The sequence below is a fragment of the Rhodoferax sp. BAB1 genome (assembly GCF_013334205.1).
In the GTDB taxonomy this organism is placed as follows: Bacteria; Pseudomonadota; Gammaproteobacteria; order Burkholderiales; family Burkholderiaceae_C; genus Hylemonella.
On record NZ_CP054424.1, the window covers coordinates 2,559,267 to 2,577,046 of the forward strand.

Annotated in this window: 19 protein-coding genes; 14 read left to right on the forward strand and 5 right to left on the reverse strand. The window is 68.0% G+C overall.

What is annotated here, in order from left to right:
• Nucleotides 1–369: 369 nt before the first annotated feature.
• Both HTY51_RS12245 and HTY51_RS12250 read right to left on the reverse strand, forming a co-directional pair.
• Complete coding sequence (locus HTY51_RS12245) at nucleotides 370–888, reverse strand: DNA-deoxyinosine glycosylase (protein WP_174252984.1); 519 nt, start codon at nucleotides 886–888, stop codon at nucleotides 370–372.
• On the reverse strand, nucleotides 885–1,742 hold the full coding sequence (locus HTY51_RS12250; protein WP_174254267.1) for a TatD family hydrolase: 858 nt from the start codon (nucleotides 1,740–1,742) through the stop codon (nucleotides 885–887). Before HTY51_RS12250 ends, HTY51_RS12245 begins: the two co-directional genes overlap by 4 nt.
• A gap of 123 nt (nucleotides 1,743–1,865) precedes the next feature.
• Here HTY51_RS12250 and HTY51_RS12255 point away from each other — a divergent pair, with 123 nt between their 5' ends.
• From HTY51_RS12255 to HTY51_RS12280, 7 genes are all read left to right on the forward strand, one after another.
• A complete protein-coding gene (locus tag HTY51_RS12255) occupies nucleotides 1,866–2,768 on the forward strand; it encodes a S1C family serine protease (protein ID WP_174252985.1) in 903 nt (300 codons plus the stop codon).
• Between the two features lie 21 nt (nucleotides 2,769–2,789).
• The gene (locus HTY51_RS12260) at nucleotides 2,790–3,797 is read left to right on the forward strand and encodes a MoxR family ATPase (RefSeq protein ID WP_174252986.1); all 1,008 of its coding nucleotides are present in this window, start codon (nucleotides 2,790–2,792) and stop codon (nucleotides 3,795–3,797) included.
• A gap of 2 nt (nucleotides 3,798–3,799) precedes the next feature.
• The gene (locus HTY51_RS12265; RefSeq protein ID WP_174252987.1) at nucleotides 3,800–4,777 is read left to right on the forward strand and encodes a DUF58 domain-containing protein; all 978 of its coding nucleotides are present in this window, start codon (nucleotides 3,800–3,802) and stop codon (nucleotides 4,775–4,777) included.
• Nucleotides 4,774–5,814: a VWA domain-containing protein gene (locus tag HTY51_RS12270; protein ID WP_174252988.1), complete on the forward strand. Its 1,041-nt coding sequence runs from the start codon at nucleotides 4,774–4,776 to the stop codon at nucleotides 5,812–5,814. The genes HTY51_RS12265 and HTY51_RS12270 overlap by 4 nt, the downstream gene beginning before the upstream one ends.
• Before the next feature lie 154 nt (nucleotides 5,815–5,968).
• On the forward strand, nucleotides 5,969–6,091 hold the full coding sequence (locus HTY51_RS18755; RefSeq protein ID WP_256405556.1) for a hypothetical protein: 123 nt from the start codon (nucleotides 5,969–5,971) through the stop codon (nucleotides 6,089–6,091).
• Nucleotides 6,088–6,549: a Spy/CpxP family protein refolding chaperone gene (locus HTY51_RS12275; RefSeq protein WP_174252989.1), complete on the forward strand. Its 462-nt coding sequence runs from the start codon at nucleotides 6,088–6,090 to the stop codon at nucleotides 6,547–6,549. Before HTY51_RS18755 ends, HTY51_RS12275 begins: the two co-directional genes overlap by 4 nt.
• 32 nt (nucleotides 6,550–6,581) lie before the next feature.
• Nucleotides 6,582–6,827 carry an SHOCT domain-containing protein gene (locus tag HTY51_RS12280; RefSeq protein WP_174252990.1) on the forward strand — a complete coding sequence of 82 codons (246 nt, stop codon included), beginning with the start codon at nucleotides 6,582–6,584 and terminating at the stop codon, nucleotides 6,825–6,827.
• 7 nt (nucleotides 6,828–6,834) lie between these two features.
• On the opposite strand, the gene lolD is transcribed toward HTY51_RS12280, so the two are convergent.
• Complete coding sequence (gene lolD / locus HTY51_RS12285; protein ID WP_174252991.1) at nucleotides 6,835–7,521, reverse strand: lipoprotein-releasing ABC transporter ATP-binding protein LolD; 687 nt, start codon at nucleotides 7,519–7,521, stop codon at nucleotides 6,835–6,837.
• Between the two features lie 126 nt (nucleotides 7,522–7,647).
• Nucleotides 7,648–8,904 carry a lipoprotein-releasing ABC transporter permease subunit gene (locus tag HTY51_RS12290; protein WP_174252992.1) on the reverse strand — a complete coding sequence of 419 codons (1,257 nt, stop codon included), beginning with the start codon at nucleotides 8,902–8,904 and terminating at the stop codon, nucleotides 7,648–7,650.
• A 510-nt stretch (nucleotides 8,905–9,414) separates the two neighbouring features.
• Here HTY51_RS12290 and HTY51_RS12295 point away from each other — a divergent pair.
• Both HTY51_RS12295 and recJ read left to right on the forward strand, forming a co-directional pair.
• Nucleotides 9,415–10,335, forward strand: a complete 921-nt coding sequence (locus tag HTY51_RS12295; RefSeq protein ID WP_174252993.1) for a phosphoglycerate mutase — start codon at nucleotides 9,415–9,417, stop codon at nucleotides 10,333–10,335.
• Nucleotides 10,332–12,041 carry a single-stranded-DNA-specific exonuclease RecJ gene (gene recJ / locus HTY51_RS12300; RefSeq protein ID WP_174252994.1) on the forward strand — a complete coding sequence of 570 codons (1,710 nt, stop codon included), beginning with the start codon at nucleotides 10,332–10,334 and terminating at the stop codon, nucleotides 12,039–12,041. The genes HTY51_RS12295 and recJ overlap by 4 nt, the downstream gene beginning before the upstream one ends.
• 4 nt (nucleotides 12,042–12,045) lie before the next feature.
• Here the strand turns inward: recJ and HTY51_RS12305 are convergent, their stop codons facing one another.
• Nucleotides 12,046–13,185 (reverse strand): diguanylate cyclase, encoded by a 1,140-nt coding sequence (locus HTY51_RS12305; RefSeq protein WP_174252995.1) that lies wholly within the window; start codon nucleotides 13,183–13,185, stop codon nucleotides 12,046–12,048.
• Between the two features lie 110 nt (nucleotides 13,186–13,295).
• Here HTY51_RS12305 and HTY51_RS12310 point away from each other — a divergent pair, with 110 nt between their 5' ends.
• From HTY51_RS12310 to HTY51_RS12330, 5 genes are read left to right on the forward strand one after another with little or no spacing between them, the layout of a single operon-like run.
• A complete protein-coding gene (locus HTY51_RS12310) occupies nucleotides 13,296–14,162 on the forward strand; it encodes a 3',5'-nucleoside bisphosphate phosphatase (protein ID WP_174252996.1) in 867 nt (288 codons plus the stop codon).
• A complete protein-coding gene (locus HTY51_RS12315) occupies nucleotides 14,159–15,049 on the forward strand; it encodes a DMT family transporter (RefSeq protein ID WP_254606874.1) in 891 nt (296 codons plus the stop codon). Before HTY51_RS12310 ends, HTY51_RS12315 begins: the two co-directional genes overlap by 4 nt.
• A 13-nt stretch (nucleotides 15,050–15,062) precedes the next feature.
• A complete protein-coding gene (locus tag HTY51_RS12320; protein WP_174252997.1) occupies nucleotides 15,063–15,689 on the forward strand; it encodes an L-threonylcarbamoyladenylate synthase in 627 nt (208 codons plus the stop codon).
• A 56-nt stretch (nucleotides 15,690–15,745) separates the two neighbouring features.
• Nucleotides 15,746–16,414, forward strand: a complete 669-nt coding sequence (locus HTY51_RS12325; RefSeq protein WP_174252998.1) for a site-2 protease family protein — start codon at nucleotides 15,746–15,748, stop codon at nucleotides 16,412–16,414.
• 9 nt (nucleotides 16,415–16,423) lie between these two features.
• Nucleotides 16,424–17,719 carry a tryptophan--tRNA ligase gene (locus HTY51_RS12330; protein WP_174252999.1) on the forward strand — a complete coding sequence of 432 codons (1,296 nt, stop codon included), beginning with the start codon at nucleotides 16,424–16,426 and terminating at the stop codon, nucleotides 17,717–17,719.
• Nucleotides 17,720–17,780 lie beyond the last annotated feature (61 nt).

A 17,780-nucleotide genomic window follows, 5' to 3' on the forward strand; every position in this document is an offset into this window, starting at 1 on the left:
GCGCGGGTTGGCTCGCCTCGACCGCCAGCCAACGGTCGTAGAGAACTCGAACGAATTTGCACGCCACGGCTGGCGGCTGCGCCGGCCAGCAACGAGACAGGAAAAGCGCTGCGCAATCCTGGCTCGTTTACGGCAGGCCGCTCGCGGCCGCCGTTTTGGGCGCAAAGATCAGCAACCTTTGACTACGACCGCGGGCATGAAATGCAGACGCTCTACAAAGGGTGGTGACGCATCGCGCCGTAGAAGCGCAGCCAGAAAGCCAAAAGCGAAATCCAGGCTCCCTTCTCTACCCCGGCGGGGGTAGAGAAGGGCGGGGGATGAGTGGGGGGCAGATCAGCCTCGCAGAGAAAAACGTCACTCAACCAGGAATCACAACAACCCCGCCCGAACCACAGCCTCCCTCCAAGCACCCAGCTTGCGCTCGAAGCTCCAGGAAGCATTGGCCGGGCTGGTGGACGGCAGCTTGATCAAGGGAAAGTGCTCCATACCCAGACTGCTGCGCACCAGCTTCGCATGTTTGTAACTCTCACCCCCGTTGTGCACGATCAACTGCAGCTGCGGGCATTGCGCCTTGAGGGCAGCAAAGTCGTTCACCTCGGCGTGGCGGATCGCGCTGTCCAGGCTGCCGCTGCGTTCACAACTCGCGTACACGTCCCAGACGCCCAGGCCGCGTGCCAGCAACCAGGCACAGCGTTGTTCATAACGCTCCGGCCCCGGAACAGGGTGTTCGGGCCACAGCGCCTGCAGGATCTTCCAGAAATGATTCTGCGGGTGTGCGTAGTACTGCTGAGACTGCAAGGACGCCACACTCGGGAAGCTGCCGAGGATGAGAAGACGGGTATCAGGACCCACCAGGGGCGGCAGGCCATGCAGGCGTCGAGAATTCATGCCGACGATGCGCTCGCCACTTGCAAGCGCGGCAAGGCCACCTTTGAATTCTCGCGCGTCTGTTGCTCCAGAGCTGCCAGGTTCAGTCCTCGCAATCCGGCCAGCACCTCTGCAATCCGCGGCAACTCCCCCGGCTCGTTGCGCCCCTGCGCCTGGCCGGCCGCACGCTGCCCGGCCGTCGCGTACAGCCAGTGCGGCGGCATGTCGGGAGCATCGGTCTCCAGCACGAGGGCTTCCAGCGGCAGCTCGGTGGCCAGGCGCCGCAGGTTCTGCGCGCGTTCGTAGGTCAGCGCGCCGCCGAAACCCAGCTTAAAACCCAGATCGATGAAGGCCTGCGCCTGCTGCAGGCTGCCGTTGAAGGCATGGGCAATGCCACTCCAGCGGTGCCCTCCCTGCCCCACGGCGCGCAAGCCCTTGAGCAACATGTCGGCCGAGCGCCGCACGTGCAGGATCACGGGCAAACCGTGCTTGCGCGCCAGCTTGAGCTGTTCCACGTAGAAGTATTCCTGCCGCTCGCGCAGCGGTGAGGCGCAGAGTTCGGGCACGAAATAGTCCAGCCCGATCTCGCCCACGGCCACCAGGCGCGGGTCGTCGCGATGTTCGGCCAGGGCGGCGTCCAGCCGGGCCAGGTCGGCGTCCAACGCGTCTTTGACATACAAAGGGTGGATGCCCAGGGCATAACTGTCACCGAACTGGTGCGCCAGGGCGCGCGTGGCCTCGAAATGCGCCACCTGCACGGCCGGCAATACGCAATGGACCACACCGCGCTGGCGGGCGCGTTCGCGCACCTCGGCCACGTCGGCCGCGAACTCCGGCGCATCCAGGTGGCAGTGGGTGTCGATCCATCCAGTCAGGCTCATGACGCCGATGATGCCGTAAACAGGGTACGGGCCGGGCTGGCGCGCATGCAAAAAAAGTCCAGCCGTGCTACCGTCTGTGCAACGCCGCCGGTGCGGCCCAACCTCCCAGGTGTACGCATGCGCCAGCCTGCCCTGTACAGCCGTTCACCGCGTGGCCCCGCCAGCGCGCCGGACCTGGCCTTGCCTGCCGCGGAGGCCCACACCACCGCCTCCACCGCCCGCCCCTGGCGTACCCGCCTGCCGCGCTGGCAGGAGCAGCACTGGCGCTGGTTGGCGCTGGCCGCCCTGCTGGTGCTGCTGGCCCAGGCCCTGTGGCCCGGGGCCCCGCAGCGCAAGCTGACCCAGCAGGACATCGACGCGGCCGTGCTCAAGACGCTGGAGACAGCCAGGCTGCCCTCACCGGCCGCCCGGGCCGCGGCGCTCATCGCGCCCTCGGTGGTGCGGGTGGCCGGTTTCGTCACGGACAAGGACGGCCAGGAAACCGAACATGGCCTGGGCAGCGGTGTGGTCATCGTGGACAGCGGTGTCATCCTGACCAATCTGCACGTGGTGGCCGGCGCCCAGCGCATCGAACTCACCTTCCACGACGGCACCCGTTCACCCGCGCTCATGACAAGCGCGCAAAGCCACAACGACCTGGCCGTGCTGCAGGCCCAGAAACTGCCCGACGACCTGAAACCCGCCACCCTGCGCTCCACTGCCGAACTGCAGCCCGGCGACGGTGTGGTCGCCGTGGGTTTTCCCTTCGGCATCGGGCCTTCGGTTTCCAGCGGCGTGGTCTCGGGGCTCAAGCGCAGCTTCCGCTCGCCTGAGGGCAAACAGCAGATCGGCAACCTGATCCAGTTCGACGCGGCGGCCAACCCCGGCAATTCGGGTGGGCCGCTGGTCACCCTGGACGGCGAGGTGGTGGGCATCGTCACCGCCATCCTCAACCCGTCCGAGCAGCGCACCTTCATCGGCATCGGCTTTGCCGTGCCCATCGAGAACGCGGCTTCGGCCGCCGGCATGCATCCCTTCTGAACAGACGCTGGAAAGGCCCCCATGGACAAGAGTTCGCACACCGCCGCCGAGACCTCCCGACTCATGGAGCAGATCCTCTACGAGGTCAAGCGCGTGGTGGTCGGGCAGGACCGTTTCCTCGAACGTGTCATGGTGGCGCTGCTGGCCCAAGGGCACCTGCTGGTCGAAGGCGTGCCAGGCCTGGCCAAGACCCTGACCATCAAGACCCTGGCCCAGGTGGTGCAGGGCCAGTTCCGCCGCATCCAGTTCACGCCCGACCTGGTACCCGCCGACCTGGTGGGCACGCGCATCTACAACCAGAAGAGCGGCGAGTTCAGCACCGCGCTGGGCCCGGTCTTCGCCAACCTGCTGCTGGCCGACGAGATCAACCGCGCCCCGGCCAAGGTGCAGAGTGCGCTGCTGGAGGTGATGCAGGAGCGCCAGGTGACCATCGCCGGCACCAGCTACCCGGTGCCCGCCCCTTTCGTTGTCATGGCCACGCAGAACCCCATCGAGACCGAGGGCACCTACCCCCTGCCCGAGGCGCAGGTCGACCGCTTCATGTTCAAAGTGAAGGTGGACTACCCGACAGAGGAAGAAGAGTTCGTCATCGTGCAGCGTGTCACCGGCGCAGCGGTGGCCGTGACTGCGGTCAGCACCACGGAGCAGCTGGCTGCGCTGCAGCGCCACTGCCGCGAGGTCTACGTGGACCCGGCCCTGGTGCAGTACGCCGTGAAGCTGGTGGCCGCCACCCGCGAACCCGTGCGTGCCGGCCTCAAGGACCTGACGCGCTACCTGAGCTACGGCGCCAGCCCGCGCGCCACCATCAGCCTGATCGAGGGCGCCCGCGCCCTGGCCCTGCTGCGCGGGCGCAGCTACGCCCTGCCCGAGGACGTGGGCGATCTCGCGCCCGACGTGCTGCGGCATCGCCTGGTGCTGTCCTACGAAGCCCTGTCCGAGGGGCTGGACGCCGACGCCCTGATCGGCAAGTTCATGTCGCACGTGCCACTGCCCGCCAAGGTGCTCGAACACGAGCCCCTCGCCGCCTGACCATGCCCACCACCGTCCATCCCGCCCCCGAATCCGCCGAACAGGCGCTGCGCCGGCTCGAGTGGACGGTGCTGCGCCGCCTGGACGGCCTGCTGCAGGGAGATTACCGCAGCCTGCTGCGCGGCGCCGGCCTGGACCTGGCCGACTTGCGCGAATACCAGCCCGGCGACGACGTGCGCCACATCGACTGGAACGTCACCGCCCGGATGCAGGTGCCGCACGTGCGCGTCTACACCGAAGACCGCGAGATGAGCGCCTGGTTCCTGCTCGACCTCAGCCCCTCGGTGGATTTCGGCTCGGGCGAGCGGTCCAAGCGCGAGGTGCTGGCCGACTTCGTGGCCGTGCTGGCGCGCCTGCTCACGCGCCACGGCAACCGGGTGGGCGCCGTGCTCTACAACGGCGGCATCCAGGCCGTGCTGCCGCCGGGCAGCGGGCGGCGCCACGTGCTGCAGCTGCTGCAACGCGTGCAGGCCCCCGCCCCGCAAGCCGAGGACTACCCCGGCATCACCCGCCTGCAGGACCTGCTGCAACACAGCGCCGCCCTGCTGAAGCGGCGCAGCACGGTCTTCGTGCTCTCGGACTTCATCAGCGAGCCGGGTTGGGAACGCCCGCTGGCTCGCCTGGCCCTGCGCCACGAGGTGCTGGCGGTACGCCTGTACGACCCGCTGGAACATGAACTGCCCGACCTGGGCCTGCTGCCCATGCGCGACGCCGAGACCGGCGAACAACTGCTGGTGGACACGCACGACCCGGTGTTTCGCGCACGTTTTGCCCAACTGGCTGCCCAGCGCGAAGAGGCACTGCGGCTGACCCTGGCACGCGCCGGCGTGGACACGCTGGAACTGGCCACCGGCGAGGATCTGGTATCCACCCTGCTGCGCTTTGCCGAACTGCGGCGCCAGCGCAGCCGCGCGCGCTGGCAGCCGCCACCCGCCCATTTGCAACTGGTCCGCAAGCCCAGCACGGAGGCTGCCGCATGAACTTTCTCTGGCCCAACATGCTGTGGCTCCTGCTGCTGCCGCCGCTGCTGGTGGCGTTTTACCTGTGGCTGCTGAAACGCAGGCACAAGCTGGCGCTGCGTTATGCCAGCCTGGGCCTGGTCAGGCAGGCCATGGGCCAGCAGTCCACCTGGCGGCGCCACGTGCCGCCGGCCCTGCTGCTGCTGGCCATCACCGCCCTGCTGCTGGCGGCGGCGCGGCCGCTGGCGGTCATCGTGCTGCCCACACAGCAGGAAACCATCATGCTGGCCATGGACGTCTCGGGCAGCATGCGCGCCGCGGATGTGCAGCCCAACCGGCTGGTCGCCTCGCAGAACGCGGCCAAGGCCTTCCTGACCGAGCTGCCGCGCAACGTGAAGGTGGGTGTCGTGGCCTTTGCCGGCTCGGCCCAGGTGGCCCAGATCCCCACGCACAACCGCGAGGACCTGGCCTCGGCCATCGATCGCTTCCAGCTGCAGCGCGGCACCGCCATCGGCAACGGCATCGTGCTTTCGCTGGCCACGCTGTTCCCCGATGCCGGCATCGACATCGGCAACCTGACCTACGGGCGCGAGCGCTGGCGTGGCGTGTCCATCGACCAGCCGGCCCCGGCCGTCAAGGAGTTCACCCCCGTGGCGCCCGGCTCCTACGGCTCGGCCGCCATCATCCTGCTGACCGACGGCCAGCGCACCACGGGCATCGACTCCATGGAAGCCGCCAAGATGGCCGCCGACCGCGGCGTGCGCATCTACACGGTAGGCGTGGGCACCGTGGACGGCGAGACCATCGGTTTCGAGGGCTGGTCCATGCACGTGCGCCTGGACGAGGAAACCCTCAAGGCCATCGCCCACCGCACCCAGGGGGAATACTTCCACGCCGCCACGGCCGAGGACCTGAAGAAGGTCTACGAGACCTTGAGTTCGCGCCTGAGCGTGGAGAAGAAGGAAACCGAGGTGTCCGCGCTGCTGGCCCTGCTGGCCGCGGTGCTGATGCTGGCCGGCGCCAGCCTCTCGATGCTCTGGTACCACCGCGTCGCCTGAGGCCCACGGCACGGACATTTGATGTCCGTCAATCCCGGCGCATTCCGGCGCCGAATTCATTGGTATTCCGCGCAAGCACTTCCTATGCTGGTTCTGTAGCGGTTGCGCGCACTAACGGCGCATGCGCTGCATTCCACTCTCCAAGGAGCGATCCATGAAGTACAGGCGTTTTCTGATGACGCTGACGGCGCTGGCCGCACTCAGTGCTGCGGCCCCGCTGGTGCAGGCCCAGCCGGCGCGCAGCGAATCCCCCGGGAAACCTATGGCCCCGGCATGATGGGCGGCTACGGCAGCCCCGGACAAGGCCCGTATGGCCCGGGCATGATGCGCGGCCAGGGTCAGGCTTATGGCTACGGGCCCGGCATGATGGGCGGCGGGATGATGGGCGGTGGCAGCATGATGGGTGGCATGGGCCTGGGGCCCCTGCAGGCGCTAGACCTGAACGAACAGCAGCAGACCCGCATCAACCAGATCCGCGACGAAACGCGGCGCAAGAACTGGGACACCATGGGCAAGCTGATGGACGAACAGGCCCGGCTGCGCGACCTGCTGGCCGCCGAGAAACGCGACCCCGCCGCCATCGGCAAGCAGTCCATGAAACTGGCCGACCTGCGGCGCCAGCTGCTGGAAGCCTCGATCGAGTCCCACAACCGCATCGAAGCCCTGCTCAGCAAGGAGCAGCGGGACCAGTTGCGCAGCTACCGCCGCGGCTGGATGATGGACGGCGATGACTGAGCCCGAGCGGTGAAATACATCGGAGCACCCTCATGATGTTCGACAACTGGGCTTATGGCGGCCCGGGCTTCTTCGGCATGGGCTTCGGGATGCTGCTGTTCTGGGCGCTGCTCATCGTGGGTGTGATCGCGCTGCTGCGCTGGCTGGCCGCCGGCAGCGGACGCCGGCCGCCCTCGCCAGGCCAGAGCGCACTGGACATCCTGGCGCAACGTTATGCGCGCGGCGAGATCGACCACGCGGAATTCGAGCAGAAGCGCCGCGACCTGGGCGGCGCCTGAGCGGTCCTTAAACGAGCCGCCCCTGCTCCAGCCGCAGCGTGCGCTGGCAGCGAGCCGCCAGCGTCTCGTCGTGCGTGACGACGATGAAGGCCGTGCCCTGCTCGCGCGCGAGCTTGAGCATGAGTTCGAACACACCCTCGGCCGTGCCGCGGTCCAGGTTGCCCGTGGGCTCGTCGGCCAGAACACAGGCTGGCTGGGTGACCAGGGCCCGGGCGATGGCCACACGCTGGCGTTCACCGCCCGAGAGTTCGGCCGGGCGGTGGTGCAGGCGCTCCTTCAGGCCCACGGCCTCCAGCATGCGGGCCGCCGTTTGTGCAGCCAACGCGCGGTCCATACGACGGATCCACAGCGGCATGGCCACGTTGTCCAGCGCGCTGAACTCGGGCAGCAGGTGGTGGAACTGGTAGACGAAGCCCAGATGCCGGTTGCGCAACTGGCCCTGCACCGCCTGCGAGAGCGTGGAGAAATCCTGGCCCATGAGCTGCACACGACCGCTGGTGGGCGCATCGAGCCCGCCCAGCAGGTGCAGCAAGGTGCTCTTGCCCGAGCCCGAGGCGCCCACCACGGCCAGGATCTCGCCGGCATGCACCTGCAGGTCCACGCCGCGCAGCACGTGTACGTCGAGCCGGCCTTCGCTGTAACGCTTGTCCAGACCCTGGGCCTGCAGGACTACGCTGGCAGATACCCCACTCATACCGCACTCCAAATCACAAAAACCGGGGAACACCGCGGAACCGGCTTTGCCGGGCCGCTGGTGTTGCCCCCTGCAAGGGGGGTGGCGCAGCGACACGCAGTGCGCGGAGCCTGGGGGTGAGCAAATTTACTCATAACGCAGCGCCTCAGCGGGGTTCACGCGGCTGGCGCGCCAGCTCGGATAGATGGTGGCGACGAAGGCCAGCACCAGCGAGATCACGCCGATGGGCACGATGTCGCTGCTCTGCGGGTCGCTGGGCATGCGGCTGATGAGGTAGATGTCCTTGGGCAGGAAGCTGGCCTGCAGCAGGCTCTCCAGCGCAGGCACGATGACGTCGATGTTGAAGGCCACCCCCAGACCCAGCAGCAGCCCGGACAGGGTGCCGATCACACCCACCGCCGCGCCCTGCACCACGAAGATACCCATGATGCTGGCCGGGCTGGCGCCCAGGGTGCGCAGGATGGCGATGTCGGCGCGTTTGTCGGTCACCGTCATCACCAGCGTGCTGACCAGGTTGAAGGCCGCCACGGCCACGATGAGCGTGAGGATGATGAACATCATGCGTTTTTCCAGCTGCACGGCCGCAAACCAGTTGCGGTTCTGGCGTGTCCAGTCACGGATCAGCAGATCACCGCTGAGCGTGCCGGCCAGTTGGGCGCCTACCTCGCGCGCCTGGTGCAGGTCTTTCAGCTTGAGGCGGATGCCCGTGGGCCCTTCCAGGCGGAAGATGCGCGCGGCGTCGTCCACGTGCAGCATCAGCAGGCCCGCGTCGTATTCGTAGTGGCCGGAATCGAAGGTGCCCACCACCGTCATCTGTTTCAGACGTGGCACCACACCGGCCGGCGTGACCTGCCCGCTGGGCGCCACCAGGGTCACCTTGTCGCCCTCCTGCACCCCCAGCTGGCGCGCCAGGTCGCGCCCCAGCACCACACCAAACTCACCCGACACCAGCCGGTCCAGTGCGCCACCGCGCAGGGTGGCGGCCAGGTCGGTCACCTCGCCTTCGAGCGCCGGGTCGATGCCGCGCACGATGGCGCCTTTCATGTCCTCCCCACGTGCCAGCAGAGCCTGCGTGCCGATGAAGGGCGCGGCGCCAATGACCTGCGGGTTGGCCCTGACCTCGGCCAGCGTCTTCGCCACGTCGGGCAAGGCCTGCCCGTAGGGCGAGAAGATCTCGATGTGCGAGACCACGCCCAGCATGCGGTCGCGCACTTCCTTCTGGAAGCCGTTCATCACGCTGAGCACGATGATGAGCGCGGCCACACCCAGCGCGATGCCCAGCATGGACACGCCCGAGATGAAGGAGATGAAGCCGTTGCGCCGGGTGGCGCGGCCGGCACGGGTGTAGCGCCAGCCGAGGAGGAGTTCGTAGGGGATTTGCATGTTGCTTGGTCTGGATTATCTGGGTTTCTTGTTGTGTCCTTGTTTTCGTTCTGCTTTTTCTTCCCCCCCTATCCCCCCAGCCCCCTTCCCACCCCCGCCGGGGCGGGAAGGGGGAGCCCGATTTGACCTTTGGATTCCGGCTAGGCTTCTACGGAACGAGCCGTTGCCGCCACCATTTCGGGCTGAGACTTCGAGGAACTGGTCGTAGTAAACGGTTCCGGGTCGGCTCCCCCCGGCTGGCAGCTACGCGCCAGTAACGAGACTGCGATAGGTCGGAACGACCACCGCTGGTGGTGCGCCACTTCAGTGCCATTTACTACGACCGCTTCCAAGAAATGCTGGCGCCCCAACCCAGTCCGCGACCTCAGCCCCATAGAAGCGTGGCCGGAGCGCAATTCCAAAATGAGGCTCCCCCTTCCCACCCCGGCGGGGGTGGGAAGGGGGCTGGGGGGATAGGGGGGAAGAGACAGCGCAAGAAAATCGCAAAAGGACAAGGACGACAATACCCCCATGCATGTGCTGATCCCCTACGCCCTCAGCGACGACCCCGCCGCCACAGCCGCTCTGCGCCAACTGCAGCTCCCCCAACTGCAAACCCTGCTCCACAGACTCAGCCCGGACCCGGCCCACACCCTGCCCGAAGACAGCCCCGTCAGCGCCCACGAACGCCTGCAGGCGCAGGCCCGGGGCCTGGACCCGCAGGCGCCGGCCTGGGCTGCGCTACGCGCACACAAACTGGGCCTGCCCGGGGCCGGCGAAGAGCCCTGGGCCTTCATCACCCCCAGCCATTGGGAAATCGGCCAGGCCCGCGTGAGCCTGCGCGACCCCAAGGCGCTGGACTTGCGCGAAGACGAGTCGCGCGCCCTGCTGGCGGCCATGCAGCCTTTTTTCGCCGAGGACGGCATCACCCTGCACTTTGATGCGCCGCTGCGCTGGCTGGCCCAGGGTGAGCCGCTGCGCGGGCTGATCGGCGCATCACCGGAGCGCGTGATCGGGCGTGACGTCGCGCCCTGGCTGCCGGCCTCGCCCCTGCTACGCCGCCTGCAGAACGAGATGCAGATGCTGCTCTACACCCATGCCGTCACCGACGCACGTGCTGAGCGCGGTGCATTGGCGGTCAACTCCTTCTGGCTCAGCGGCAGTGGCAAGCTGCCTGCCGTGCCGACGCCAGGTGTGAGCCTGCGCGTGCTCGACGACCTGGCGCAGCACGCCGTGCGCAGCGACTGGGCCGCCTGGGCGCAGGCCTGGCAGGCGCTGGATGCGCAGCTGGCCGGTCTGCACGCTGCGCTGGACGCCGGACAGGTCGCCACGCTCACGTTGTGCAGCGAACTGGGCACACGTCGCTACACCCCCGCCCCGCGCAGTGCCTGGTCGCGCCTGATGCGCCGCCTGAAACCCCTGTCTGTGTCTGACATACTCGGCCCGACATGAAAATCGTCACCCGCGACATCCCGCCGCGCGCCGCCTGGGCGCTGGAACAGGCCGGCGTGCACCCGCTGCTGGCCCGTCTTTATGCCGCCCGCGGCGTCCACAGCAAGGACGAACTCGACGACGCGCTGGCGCGCCTGCTGCCACCGGCCACGCTCAAGGGCACGGCCCAGGCCGCGGTGCTGCTGGCCGATGCGATAGGCAAGAACCAGAAACTCTGCATCGTGGCCGACTACGACTGCGACGGCGCCACCGCCTGTGCCGTGGGCGTGCGCGGCCTGCGCATGCTGGGCGCACAGCAGGTCAACTATCTGGTGCCGGATCGCGTGGTCGATGGTTATGGCCTGACCCCGCCGATCTCCCGGCGGGTGAAGGACAGCGGCGCCGACGTGCTGATCACCGTGGACAACGGCATCGCCAGCGTGGAGGGCGTGGCCCTGGCGCGCGAGCTGGGCCTGCAGGTGCTGGTGACGGACCACCATCTGCCCGGCCCTGCCCTGCCGGACGCCGAGGTCATCGTCAACCCCAACCAGCCGGGCTGCAGCTTCGAGAGCAAATCCATCGCCGGCGTGGGCGTGATGTTTTATGTGCTGCTAGCGCTGCGCGCCGAGCTGCGCCAGCGTGGTGTCTTCACGGCCGAGAACCAGCCCAAGCTGGACACGCTGCTGCCGCTGGTGGCCCTGGGCACCGTGGCCGACGTGGTCAGGCTCGACCCCAACAACCGCCGGCTGGTGGCGCAGGGCCTGCGGCGCGTGCGCGCCGGCAGCCTGCCGCCGGGCCTGGCCGCGCTGTTCGACGTGGCCGGGCGCAAGGCCGCCGTGGCCACCACCTTCGACTTCGGCTTTGCCCTGGGCCCGCGCATCAACGCCGCCGGCCGCCTGGCCGACATGACCCTGGGCATCGAATGCCTACTGACCGACGACCCGGCCCGCGGCGCCGAGCTGGCACAGACGCTGGACGGCATCAACCGCGAGCGGCGCGAGATCGAGGGCGAGATGCGCGAGCAGGCCATGGACATCGTCGAATCGCTCTACGACCCCGAGGAAGAGCCGCCGCCGGCCATCTGCGTGTTCGACCCCGACTTTCACGAGGGCGTGGTCGGCATCGTGGCGTCACGCCTGAAGGACAAATTGCATCGCCCCAGCTTCGTCTTCGCCGCCAGCCAGGCGCCGGGCAAGGAGCACGAGCTCAAGGGCTCGGGCCGCTCCATCCCCGGTTTCCATCTGCGCGACGCACTGGACCTGGTGGCCAAGCGTTACCCCGGCGTGCTGCTGCGCTTCGGCGGCCACGCCATGGCAGCCGGCTGCACCATCGCCGAGGAACACCTGGACCGCTTCGAGCAGGGCCTGGCCGAGGTGGCACAGGAATGGCTGGACGCCGCCACGCTGACGCGCCGGCTGGAGACCGACGGCGCACTGCCGGTGGAGTACCGCCGCGCCGACATGGTGGACACGCTGCAGCGCGAGGTCTGGGGCCAGGGTTTCGCCCCGCCCACCTTCAGCGAGGAAGTCGAAGTGCTCTCCCAGCGCCTGGTGGGCGAGAAGCACCTGGCCTTGAAGCTCAAGCATCAGGGCCAGCCGGTGGACGGCATCTGGTTCGGCCACACCGACCCACTGCCATCGCGCGTGCTGCTGGCCTTCCGGCTCGATGCAGACGAGTGGCAGGGCCTGCGTCGGGTGCGCTTCCTGGTCGAAGGCGCCGAAGTCTGAGGACCTAGGCGACCTCGACGCGGTTGCGCCCTTCGGTCTTGGCCTGGTAGAGCGCCTTGTCGGCACGCGCCAGCAGGGCATCGATCTGGTCTTCGTCGGGCCGGTTGGTCGCCACGCCGATGCTCACCGTGATGGTCGGCAGGCTGTCGCGCGACTCGGCCACATGGGCCAGGATGCGCTCGGCCACGGCGATGGCCTCCTCCTGGCTGGTCTCGGGCAGCAGCAGCACAAATTCCTCGCCGCCAAAGCGCGCAATCAGGTCAGGCCGGCGCAGCAGGGAGGCAATGCGCTGCACAAAGTCGACCAGCACACGGTCCCCCGTCTGGTGGCCATGGGTGTCGTTGATGGTCTTGAAGTGGTCGATGTCCAGCAGCAGCAGCGCCATGCTGCGCCCGTGGCGGCGGCAACGCGCCAGCTCCTGCTCGCAGGCGGTCAGGAACACCCGGCGCGTCAGCACATTGGTCAGGGCGTCATGGGAGGCCAGGTGCTCGAACTCCTCGCGCAGACGGTCGCCGGCCATGAGGATCAGCCCCATGCCCAGTGCCAGCAGCATCAGCGCATTGGAGGCCACGTAGATCGCCTGCACGCGCGAGGGTGTGAACAGCCCTTCCTCGGCCAGCGGCATCCAGGCCGAGAAGAAGCGCAGCAGCAGCACCATGGAATGCACCAGCAGGACCACGACCGTGAAACGCGTGGAAAAGATCTCGGGGCCCTGGCGCCAGATCATCCAGGCCATGGCCAGGAAGATGCCCGCCCAGACCAGGCAGACCAGGATCAGGCGGGCGCTGTAGTTCGGCTCGACCACGGCGTACCAGTAAAGGGGGAGCGTCAGCAGCACCAGCAGGCCGGCCCAGCGCGCCCAGGCCGGGCGACGCCCGAAGAACTGCTCGACGCCGGCGTGGTAGGACACCATGCCGATCAGCAGGGCCAGGTTGGCCAGCACGATGGTCACGAAATCCGGCAGGAAACCGCGCCCGGCAAACAGCGCGGTGGACAGGAAAACCCAGGCATGGGCGGCCGCCCAGAGCCCCAGTCCGCGGATGCTGCGCGGATAGCTCACGCGCAGGAAGAGGATCAAGACCGCGAGCAGCAGGCTCAGGATGCCACTCATGACAACAAGGGAGCGCAGATCGAGGGCGGCCATGGGCATTACATCAGCGGCAGGGGAGGACGCATCGGGCTTCGGTGGTGTACCGCATGCGGCCATTGTGCCAGCACCGCCGCTGCGGGCAGGGAAACGCCCCAGCGCCTAAAATGTCTCTCGTGAGCTCCATTCTCAACGCCGACCTGCATTGCCACTCCGTCGTCTCCGACGGCACCCTCACGCCCGAGGAACTGGCCGCACGCGCGCACGCCAACGGCGTGGAGTTGTGGGCGCTGACCGACCACGACGAGATCGGCGGCCAGCAGCGCGCCATGGCGGCGGCCCGCTCGCACGGCCTGCCCTACCTGACGGGCACCGAGATCTCCATCACCTTTGCCGGCCAGACCGTGCACATCGTCGGCCTGGGCTTCGACGCCGAAGACCCGCGCATGCAGGCCGGCCTGCGCCAGACACGTGGCGGCCGCGGCGAGCGCGCCCGCGAAATGGCGGCCAGCCTGGCGGCCGTGGGCATCCAGGGCGCTTATGAGGGCGCGCTCAAGTACGCGGGCAACCCCGAGCTGATCTCGCGCACCCACTTTGCGCGCTATCTGGTGGAAGCCGGCGTCTGCCGCGAGACCAATGAAGTCTTCCGCAAGTACCTGACCGAAGGCAAACCCGGCTTCGTGCCGCACCGCTGGGCCACGCTGCGCGACGCCGTCAGCTGGATCAGCGATGCCGGAGGTCTGGCCGTGATCGCCCACCCGGCGCGCTACAACTTCAGCCCCACCGAGGAATACGCCCTGTTCTCCGAGTTCAAGGCCCATGGCGGGCGCGGCGTCGAGGTGGTCACCGGCAGCCACAGCGCGGCCGAGTACGTGCAATACGCCGACATGGCGCGCGAATTCGGCCTGGCCGCCTCGCGCGGCAGCGACTTCCACAGCCCCGACGAATCACACACCGATCTGGGCGCCCTGCCCTTGCTGCCCGGCCAGCTCACACCGGTGTGGGAACTGCTGGCAGATCGCATCCAGCAATGAAACATCCCCACTTCCTGAGCGGCATGCTGTTCGCGCTTGCCGCCCTGGCCTGCTTTGCCACGCTGGACACCTCGGCCAAGGTGGTCGCCCTGACCCTGCCCGTGCTGCTGGGCCTGTGGTTCCGCTACATCTTCCAGGCCGTGCTGACCACGGCCGTCATGCTGCCGCAGCGCGGGCGTGCCATCTTCCATACCCGGCACCTGGGTCTGCATGTCTTGCGTGGTGCCCTGCTCGCGACCACCAGCCTGCTGACCTTCCTGAGCGTGGCCTACATGCCCGTGGGTGAATTCACGGCCATCGCCATGATCGCGCCGCTGGTGGTCACGCTGCTGGCGGCCACCCTGCTGGGCGAGCACGTCTCGCGCCTGCGCTGGGTCCTCGTGGCCGGCGGCTTCGTCGGCACCCTCGTCATCATCCGGCCCGGTGGCGACCTGTTCGGCTGGCACGTCCTGCTGCCGCTGGCCCAGGTGGCCACCCATTCCGCCTTCCAGATCCTGACCGGCAGGATGGTGAAGACCGAGGACACCGTGACCATGCATTTCTACACCGGCTGGGTCGGCGCCCTGCTGGCCTCGCTGGCCCTGCCCTTCATCTGGGTCACGCCGCAGACCCTGACCGAATGGACCGCACTCACGCTCATGGGCCTCATGGGCACCATCGGTCACTTCGTGCTCATCCTGGCCTACCGGCGCGCGCCGGCCGCCACGCTGATGCCGCTGATGTACGTGCAGATCGCCTTTGCCATGTTCGCGGGCTGGGTCGTCTTCGGCCACATCGCCGACGGCTGGTCCCTGCTGGGCATGATCCTGATCGCTGGCTGCGGCGCCGCCAGCGCCTGGCTGGCCGTGCGGGAAAACCGCCTGAAGCTCGAACCCATGGAAGTCTGAGCACCCCCGCACGATGGCCCAGTACTTCGACGTCCACCCCGAGAACCCGCAGATCCGCCTGCTCCGGCAGGCTGCAGCCCTGCTGGAAAAAGGCGGTGTGGTGGCCGTGCCCACCGACTCCAGCTACGCCCTGGTCTGCCACCTGGACGACAAGGCCGCGGCCGACAGGATGCGCAGCATCCGCGGCGTGGACGACAAGCACCACCTGACCCTGCTGTGCCGCGACCTGGCCGAGCTGGCCAGCTACGCGCGCGTGGACAACCGGCAGTACCGCCTGCTCAAGGCCGCCACCCCCGGCCCCTGGACCTTCATCCTGGAAGCCACCAAGGAAGTGCCGCGCCGCGTGAGCCACCCTTCGCGCAAGACCATCGGCCTGCGTGTGCCCGAGCATCCGGTGCTGCACGAACTGCTGGCCCAGCACAGCGGCGGCCCCCTGCTGGCCACCACCCTGATCCCGGCCGGCGAGACCGACCCGCTGAACGATGCGCAGGAGATCCGCGAGCGCTACCAGCACCAGCTGGCCGCCGTCATCGACGCCGGCGCCTGCCCGCACGAGCCCACCACGGTGATCGACCTCAGCGGCGAAGAGCCCGAGGTGCTGCGCCGCGGCCGCGGCGATCCGGCCGATCTGGGCCTCTAAGCCCCCTTCCCCGCGCCGGCCTCGCCTGCGCCCCGCACTCTGAGACAATCGATCCCGTGGATTTCAACAACCTCATTCAAACCGTCCTCATCTACGCCCTGCCGGTGCTGTTCGCCATCACCGTGCACGAGGCCGCCCACGGGTATGCCGCGCGCCATTTCGGCGACAACACGGCGGCCATGATGGGCCGCATCACGCTCAACCCCATCAAGCACATCGACCCGGTGGGCACCATCCTGATGCCGCTGATGTTGTATTTCGCCACCAGCGGTGCCTTCCTCTTCGGCTACGCCAAGCCGGTGCCGGTGCGCTTCGACCAGCTGAGGAATCCGAAGCGCGACATGGTCTGGGTGGCCCTGGCCGGCCCGGGTGCCAACCTGCTGCAGGCCCTGCTGTGGGGCGTCCTGATGTACGTCCTGCTGGCGGGCGGCCTGGAAGAGCGTTTTTTCCTCGAGATGTGTCGCGCCGGCGTGCTGGTCAACGTGGTGATGTTCGCCTTCAACCTCTTCCCGCTGCCGCCGCTGGACGGCGGGCGCATCCTGGTCGGCCTGCTGCCCTGGAAACAGGCGGCCATGGTCTCGCGCGTCGAACCCTGGGGCTTTTTCATCGTCATGGCGCTGGTCATCACCGGCATCGTCAGCACCTTGTGGATGCGGCCGGTCATGGGCCTGACCTACGGCCTGCTGGACTTCCTGCTCACGCCCCTGTCCTTCCTTCTTCACTGACACCACGCCATGAGCATTGTCCGCGTCCTGACCGGCATCACCACCTCGGGCACCCCGCACCTGGGCAATTACGTCGGCGCCATCCGCCCGGCCATCGCCGCCAGCCGCGCCGCCGGGGTGGAAAGCTTCTACTTCCTGGCCGACTACCACGCGCTCATCAAGGTCGATGAACCGGCGCGCATCCAGCGCAGCACGCTGGAGATCGCCGCCAGCTGGATCGCCTGCGGCCTGGACCCCGAGCGCGTCACGTTCTACCGCCAGTCCGACGTGCCCGAGATCCCCGAGCTCACCTGGTTCCTCACCTGCGTCTGCGGCAAGGGCCTGCTCAACCGCGCGCACGCCTACAAGGCCTCGGTGGACAAGAACAAGGCCGCTGGGGCGGACGAGGATGCCGACGTCACCGCCGGCCTCTTCATGTACCCGGTGCTGATGGCGGCCGACATCCTGATGTTCAACGCCCACCGCGTGCCCGTGGGCCGCGACCAGATCCAGCACATCGAGATGGCGCGCGACATGGCGGCCAGCTTCAACCACCTGTACGGCGAGCACTTCGTGCTGCCCGAGGCGCAGATCGAGGAGTCGGTGGCCACATTGCCCGGCCTGGACGGGCGCAAGATGAGCAAGAGCTACGACAACACCATCCCGCTGTTCGCCCCGCGCGAGCAGCTGAAGAAGCTCATCGCTGGCATCAAGACCGATTCGCGCGCGCCCGGCGAGCCCAAGGACACCGAGGGTTCGGCCCTGTTCCAGATCTACCAGGCCTTCGCCACACCCGCCGAAACCGCACAGCTGCGCCAGGCTTATGCCGACGGCATTGCCTGGGCCGAGGCCAAGACCATCCTGTTCGAGCGCATCGACCACGAGGTCGCCCCCATGCGCGCCGCCTATGAATCGCTGATCCACCACCCCGAACGCCTGGAAGAGCTGCTCAAGGCTGGTGCGGCCAAGGCCCAGAAAATTGCCACCCCCTTCACCACCAAGGTGCGCCACGCCGTGGGCCTGCGCGACCTGCGCGCCCAGGCCGGCGACAAGAAGGACAAGGCGGCCAAAGCCGCGCTGCCCAGCTTCAAGCAGTACCGCGAAGCCGATGGCCGCTTCTATTTCAAGTTGGTCGACGCCCAGGGCCAGCTGCTGCTGCAGAGCGAGGGTTTTGCCAGCCCCAAGGAGGCCGGACAGACGGTCAAACGGCTGCAGGACCTGGCCGAGCCCCTGGCCTCCGTGCTCCAAGAGATACCAGTGAAACAACTGGTTACCACCCAGGTGCTCGAGTCTGCGCTACAACAGTTGCTGGCCGCCCGGGACTGATCCCTGCCCCGCGACCGCTCCCCCCTGAGCTGGGCGGGTACGGTTCTTGCAAACTGCGGCT

Coding starts and splice junctions, on each gene's coding strand:
- HTY51_RS12275 (WP_174252989.1), top strand. CDS start 6,088: ATGATGGGCGGCTACGGCAGCCCCGGACAAGGCCCGTATGGCCCGGGC.
- HTY51_RS12270 (WP_174252988.1), top strand. CDS start 4,774: ATGAACTTTCTCTGGCCCAACATGCTGTGGCTCCTGCTGCTGCCGCCG.
- HTY51_RS12305 (WP_174252995.1), bottom strand. CDS start 13,185: ATGGCCGCCCTCGATCTGCGCTCCCTTGTTGTCATGAGTGGCATCCTG.
- recJ (WP_174252994.1), top strand. CDS start 10,332: ATGAAAATCGTCACCCGCGACATCCCGCCGCGCGCCGCCTGGGCGCTG.
- HTY51_RS12330 (WP_174252999.1), top strand. CDS start 16,424: ATGAGCATTGTCCGCGTCCTGACCGGCATCACCACCTCGGGCACCCCG.
- HTY51_RS12290 (WP_174252992.1), bottom strand. CDS start 8,904: ATGCAAATCCCCTACGAACTCCTCCTCGGCTGGCGCTACACCCGTGCC.
- HTY51_RS12245 (WP_174252984.1), bottom strand. CDS start 888: ATGAATTCTCGACGCCTGCATGGCCTGCCGCCCCTGGTGGGTCCTGAT.
- HTY51_RS12320 (WP_174252997.1), top strand. CDS start 15,063: ATGGCCCAGTACTTCGACGTCCACCCCGAGAACCCGCAGATCCGCCTG.
- lolD (WP_174252991.1), bottom strand. CDS start 7,521: ATGAGTGGGGTATCTGCCAGCGTAGTCCTGCAGGCCCAGGGTCTGGAC.
- HTY51_RS12315 (WP_254606874.1), top strand. CDS start 14,159: ATGAAACATCCCCACTTCCTGAGCGGCATGCTGTTCGCGCTTGCCGCC.
- HTY51_RS18755 (WP_256405556.1), top strand. CDS start 5,969: ATGAAGTACAGGCGTTTTCTGATGACGCTGACGGCGCTGGCCGCACTC.
- HTY51_RS12280 (WP_174252990.1), top strand. CDS start 6,582: ATGATGTTCGACAACTGGGCTTATGGCGGCCCGGGCTTCTTCGGCATG.
- HTY51_RS12265 (WP_174252987.1), top strand. CDS start 3,800: ATGCCCACCACCGTCCATCCCGCCCCCGAATCCGCCGAACAGGCGCTG.
- HTY51_RS12295 (WP_174252993.1), top strand. CDS start 9,415: ATGCATGTGCTGATCCCCTACGCCCTCAGCGACGACCCCGCCGCCACA.
- HTY51_RS12310 (WP_174252996.1), top strand. CDS start 13,296: ATGTCTCTCGTGAGCTCCATTCTCAACGCCGACCTGCATTGCCACTCC.
- HTY51_RS12260 (WP_174252986.1), top strand. CDS start 2,790: ATGGACAAGAGTTCGCACACCGCCGCCGAGACCTCCCGACTCATGGAG.
- HTY51_RS12255 (WP_174252985.1), top strand. CDS start 1,866: ATGCGCCAGCCTGCCCTGTACAGCCGTTCACCGCGTGGCCCCGCCAGC.